6 protein-coding genes and 1 pseudogene are annotated in these 5074 nt (G+C 66.1%); 6 read left to right on the forward strand and 1 reads right to left on the reverse strand.

From position 1 onward, the window contains the following. From ACT4N8_RS14910 to gdhA, 6 genes and pseudogenes are all read left to right on the forward strand, one after another. Positions 1-276: pseudogene (locus ACT4N8_RS14910) on the forward strand (30S ribosomal protein S5); the annotation flags it as partial. Between the two features lie 5 nt (positions 277-281). Further along, positions 282-458 (forward strand): 50S ribosomal protein L30, encoded by a 177-nt coding sequence (rpmD, locus tag ACT4N8_RS14915; protein WP_444858904.1) that lies wholly within the window; start codon positions 282-284, stop codon positions 456-458. A 45-nt stretch (positions 459-503) separates the two neighbouring features. Next, positions 504-1043 carry a 50S ribosomal protein L15 gene (rplO, locus tag ACT4N8_RS14920; RefSeq protein WP_444858905.1) on the forward strand — a complete coding sequence of 180 codons (540 nt, stop codon included), beginning with the start codon at positions 504-506 and terminating at the stop codon, positions 1041-1043. Between the two features lie 116 nt (positions 1044-1159). After that, on the forward strand, positions 1160-2533 hold the full coding sequence (gene secY / locus ACT4N8_RS14925) for a preprotein translocase subunit SecY (protein WP_444858906.1): 1374 nt from the start codon (positions 1160-1162) through the stop codon (positions 2531-2533). A 22-nt stretch (positions 2534-2555) separates the two neighbouring features. Beyond that, positions 2556-3203: an adenylate kinase gene (locus ACT4N8_RS14930; RefSeq protein ID WP_444858907.1), complete on the forward strand. Its 648-nt coding sequence runs from the start codon at positions 2556-2558 to the stop codon at positions 3201-3203. 182 nt (positions 3204-3385) lie between these two features. Beyond that, positions 3386-4747, forward strand: coding sequence for an NADP-specific glutamate dehydrogenase (gene gdhA / locus ACT4N8_RS14935; RefSeq protein WP_444858908.1), 1362 nt, complete (start codon positions 3386-3388; stop codon positions 4745-4747). 21 nt (positions 4748-4768) lie between these two features. Here gdhA and ACT4N8_RS14940 read toward each other — a convergent pair. Further along, positions 4769-5074, reverse strand: a 306-nt coding sequence (locus ACT4N8_RS14940; protein ID WP_444858909.1) for a hypothetical protein, incomplete at its 5' end; no start/stop codon positions are given.

Raw genomic sequence — 5074 nt, forward strand, 5'->3', positions numbered from 1 at the left:
TATGTCCGCTCGGCCCCGGCCGGCACCGGCATCATCGCCGGCGGCCCGATGCGCGCCGTGTTCGAGAGCCTCGGCGTCGCCGACGTGGTGACCAAGTCGATCGGCACCTCGAACCCCTACAACATGATCCGCGCGACCTTCGAGGCGCTCGGCGAGCAGACCTCGCCGAAGAGCGTCGCGCAGCGCCGCGGCAAGAAGATCGCCGACCTGATGGCGCGCCGCGAGGGCCTTTCGGCCGCCGAGGCGGACGCTCAGGCCGAAGCGGTCGCGGAGTAGCTCAGATGGCGAAAGTGAAGATCACCCAGACCGGATCGCCGATCCGCCGCACCCCCGACCAGCGCAAGACGCTGACCGGGCTGGGCCTCAACAAGATGCACAAGACGGTCGAGCTCGACGACACCCCCGAGGTGCGCGGCATGATCCGCAAGGTGCGTCACATGGTGTCGGTGGCGGAGTAATCCCCCCGCCGGCAGCGCGACAAAAGCGAAAGCGAGTGCAGGAACATGAAACTCAACGATCTCCGCGACAATAAGGGCGCCCGCAAGAGCCGGGTCCGGGTCGGGCGCGGCATCGGCTCGGGCGTCGGCAAGACCGGCGGCCGCGGCCAGAAGGGCCAGAAGAGCCGCTCCGGCGTCTCGGTCTGGGGCTTCGAGGGCGGCCAGATGCCGCTCCACATGCGGATCCCGAAGCGCGGCTTCAACAACGTCTTCGCCAAGGATTATGCCGAGGTGAATCTGGGCGCGATCCAGAAACTGGTCGACGCCAAGAAGCTCGATACCAAAGGCGTGGTCGACCACGACGCGCTCAAGGCCGCTGGCGTAGGGCGCGGCGGCAAGGACGGCGTGCGCATCCTCGGCAAGGGCGAATATAGCGCGAAGCTCTCGTTCAGGGTCGCCGGCGCCTCCAAGGGCGCGCGCGAGGCGATCGAGAAGGCCGGCGGCTCCGTCGAGATCATCGAGATCGTCCCGGCCGCAGACAAGGCCGCCGCCAAGAAGGGCAAGGGCGCCGCGGTCACGGCCCGCAAGGCCAAGGCCGACGCCTGAGCCTGCCGCCGCTTTTCCCCGGTAGAGGCTGACAAGCCCGAACCGGTCACTATATGAGGCGGCGGGGGCCATCCGGTCATCCGCCGCCATTCATTTTGTCGAAGGCATTGACGTCCATGGCATCCGCAGCCGAGAGCATGGCAGCCAATATGAGCCTGGCGAATTTCGCCAAGGCCACCGATCTCAAGAAAAGGCTCTGGTTCACGCTCGGCGCGCTGATCGTGTTCCGCTTCCTGTCCTTCGTGCCGCTGCCCGGAATCGACCCGCGCGCGCTCTCCGCCTTGTTCGACCAGACCCGTGGCGGCGTGCTCGATTTCTTCAACATGTTCTCGGGCGGCGGCCTCGAGCGGATGAGCCTGATCGCCCTGGGCGTGATGCCCTACATCACCGCCTCGATCGTGATGCAGCTGGCGACGACGATGAACCCGACGCTCGCCGCCCTCAAGAAGGAGGGCGAGAGCGGCCGCAAGAAGATCAACCAATATACCCGCTACGGCACCGTCTTCCTGTGCGCGATCCAGGGCTATTTCATGGCCGTCGCGCTGGAGAGCTGGGGGGCGACCAGCGGCCAGTCGGCGGTGATCGATCCCGGCATGCTGTTCCGCGTCACCGTCGTGATCAGCCTCGTCGGCGGCTCGATGTTCCTGATGTGGCTCGGCGAGCAGATCACCAGCCGCGGCATCGGCAACGGCATCAGCCTGATCATCATGGCGGGCATCGTCGCCCAGCTGCCGACCGCGCTCGCCCAATTGTTCGAAGGCGGCCGCACGGGGAGCATGGACCCGTTCGTGATCTTCGTCATCGTCGTGCTCGCGCTCGGCCTGGTCGTCTTCATCTGCTTCATGGAGCGGGCCCAGCGCCGGGTGCTGATCCAATATCCCAAGCGCCAGACCGCGCGCGGCCAGATCCAGCAGGAGCGCAGCCATCTGCCGCTCAAGGTCAACACGGCCGGCGTGATCCCGCCGATCTTCGCCTCCTCGCTGCTCCTGATGCCGCTCACCATCGCCCAGTTCGCCGGCCAGGCGCAGCCCGGCGACAGCCTTTGGAGCAACATCCTTATCGAGGTCTCGCAGTGGCTCCAGCACGGCTCGCCGGCTTATATGTTCCTCTACGGCGCCTTCATCGTCTTCTTCTGCTTCTTCTACACCGCGGTGGTGTTCAACCCCGAGGAGACGGCGGAGAATCTCAAGAAATATGGCGGCTTCATCCCGGGCATCCGGCCGGGCAAGCGCACCGAGGAATATCTCGATTACGTGCTGACCCGGGTGACCGTGGTCGGCGCCGCCTATCTCGCTTTGATCTGCCTGATCCCCGAATTCCTGATCGCGCGGGCGGGGATCCCCTTCTATCTCGGCGGCACGAGCCTGCTCATCGTCGTCAACGTGACGATGGACACGGTGACCCAGATCCAAAGCCACCTCATCGCCCACCAATATGGCGACCTCATCAAGAAGGCGAAGCTGAAGGGCGGCGGCCTGCGCGGCCGCTGAGCTTTCCGCTCAGGGGACAGCGATGAACATCATCCTCCTCGGCCCGCCGGGCGCCGGCAAGGGCACGCAGGCGAGCCGGCTCGTCGAGGAGCGCGGCATGGTCCAGCTCTCGACCGGCGACATGCTGCGCGCCGCGGTGAAAGCCGGGACCCCGGTGGGCCTCCAGGCCAAGGCGGTGATGGAGGCGGGCGAGCTGGTTTCCGACGCGATCGTCTCCGCCCTGATCGGCGAGCGGCTCGACGCGGCCGAAGCCCATGGCGGCGCGATCTTCGACGGCTATCCGCGCACCAAAGCCCAGGCCCAGGCGCTCGACTTGCTGCTGGACGAGCGCGGCGAGAAGCTCGACCTGGTGATCGAGCTCGATGTGGACGAGGACGCCCTCGTCGACCGGATCACCGGCCGCTTCACCTGCGCCGCCTGCGGCGAGGGCTATCACGACCGCTACAAGCTGCCCCGCGTTCAGGATACCTGCGACGCCTGCGGTGGTCACGAGTTCAAGCGCCGCCCCGACGACAATGAGGAAACGGTGCGCACTCGGATGGCCGAATATCGCGCTAAGACCGCGCCGATCCTGCCGATCTACGAGGCGCGCGGCCTCGTCCGCCGGGTCGACGGCATGGCCCCGATCGGCGAGGTCGGCGCAGTGATCGACGCGCTGCTCGACGGCTGATCTGCGCGGTGGTTTCGAGGCGGCCGCGCCGCACGACGACCAGGTGTTGGCGGTCCAGCTCGAAGATCTCGGGCGCTATCTCGCGCGCTGAGCGGACGCACTTGGATTCTCGAAAAACCTGATATGGTCGGCGCGGTGCGACTCCGGTGGAGCCGCGGCGCATTTTCTTGGGAGGCAGTGAAATGAGCAGGGGCGATTCCGAGCATGTCGATCTTGCGGGCTTCATGGAGGGCGTCGTGCGGCGCAATCCGGGGCAGACCGAGTTCATCCAGGCGGTGCAGGAGGTCGCGGAGGACATTTTCGAGTTCATCGAGGGCAAGGAAATCTATCACCGCTGGCAGATCCTCCGCCGCCTCGCCGAGCCTGACCGGGTCGTCTCCTTCCGGGTCTGCTGGGAGGACGACAATCACAATATCCGCGTCCAGCGCGGCTACCGCGTCCAGAACAACAATGCGATCGGCCCCTATAAGGGCGGCATCCGCTTCCACCCGAGCGTCAACGAATCGATCCTCAAATTCCTTGCCTTCGAGCAGACCTTCAAGAATGCCCTGACCGGCCTGCCCATGGGCGGCGGCAAGGGTGGCGCGAACTTCAATCCGAAGGGCAAGAGCGACGGCGAGATCATGCGCTTCTGCCAGAGCTTCATGACCGAGCTCTATCGCCATATCGGCGCGAACGTCGACGTGCCGGCCGGCGACATCGGCGTCGGCGGACGCGAGATCGGCTACATGTTCGGCCAGTACAAAAGGATCACGAACAGCTTCGAGGGCGTGCTGACCGGCAAGGGCCTCGAATATGGCGGCTCGCTGATCCGCACCGAGGCGACCGGCTACGGCGCCGTCTATTTCCTCGAGAACATGCTGAAGACGCGAGAGCAGGACTTGGTCGGCAAGACCGCGGTCATCTCGGGCTCGGGCAACGTCGCCACCCACGCCGCCGAGAAGATCGTCCAGCTCGGCGGCAAGGTGGTCACGCTGTCCGACAGCGAGGGCTTCGTCCACGATCCGGACGGCATCACCCAGGAGAAGATCGATTGGGTGAAGGCGCACAAGACCCGGCGGCGCGGGCGCATCTCGCAATATGCGGACGAGTATAAGAATGCGACCTTCCATGCCGGCAAGACGCCTTGGGGCGTGCCCTGCGACGTCGCTCTGCCCTGCGCGACCCAGAACGAGCTGCTCGGCGAGGATGCCCGGATGCTGGTCAAGAACGGCTGCATCGGCGTTTCGGAAGGCGCCAACATGCCCACCGACCTCGAAGGCGTCCACATCTTCAGGGAAGCCAAGATCCTCTACGCCCCTGGCAAGGCCTCGAACGCGGGCGGCGTCGCCGTCTCGGGGCTCGAGATGAGCCAGAATTCGGCGCGCATCTCGTGGAAGGAAACGGAGCTCCAGCAGCTCCTGAAGGACATCATGGACGGTATCCACGGCCGCTGTCTCGAATATGGCGACCGCGGCGGGGGCTATGTCGACTATGTCAAAGGGGCCAACATCGCCGGCTTCAAGAAGGTCGCCGACGCGATGCTGGCCTTCGGAGTCGTCTAGGGCGAGCGCGGGCGGCGCGGCCTATCCCGCGCCGCCGAGCCCGACCACGACGCGATAGACCCCCGTCGCGATCAGTGCGCGCAGGGCGCCGGGGCTGAAGGTCATTTGGAAATCCGCCGGGATGCAGGGCGCAAGATTGGGGACGATCCGGTCGATCACCGCCCGGTCCGCTGAGGATCGCGGCAAAGTTCCCACGAGCGCTCGCGCGGCGGCCTGATCACGCCGCACGACACACAGCGACTGCGCCTCATAGGCGTTACGGCCGAGCAGTCCGGCGCGGGCGATCGCCTCGTCGTCCATCGCGACCAGCGCGCTGATGTCGACGCC

It is taken from the genome of Sphingosinicella sp., assembly GCF_052387495.1.
Lineage (GTDB): Bacteria > Pseudomonadota > Alphaproteobacteria > Sphingomonadales > Sphingomonadaceae > Allosphingosinicella.

Coding starts and splice junctions, on each gene's coding strand:
- rpmD (WP_444858904.1), top strand. CDS start 282: ATGGCGAAAGTGAAGATCACCCAGACCGGATCGCCGATCCGCCGCACC.
- rplO (WP_444858905.1), top strand. CDS start 504: ATGAAACTCAACGATCTCCGCGACAATAAGGGCGCCCGCAAGAGCCGG.
- secY (WP_444858906.1), top strand. CDS start 1,160: ATGGCATCCGCAGCCGAGAGCATGGCAGCCAATATGAGCCTGGCGAAT.
- ACT4N8_RS14930 (WP_444858907.1), top strand. CDS start 2,556: ATGAACATCATCCTCCTCGGCCCGCCGGGCGCCGGCAAGGGCACGCAG.
- gdhA (WP_444858908.1), top strand. CDS start 3,386: ATGAGCAGGGGCGATTCCGAGCATGTCGATCTTGCGGGCTTCATGGAG.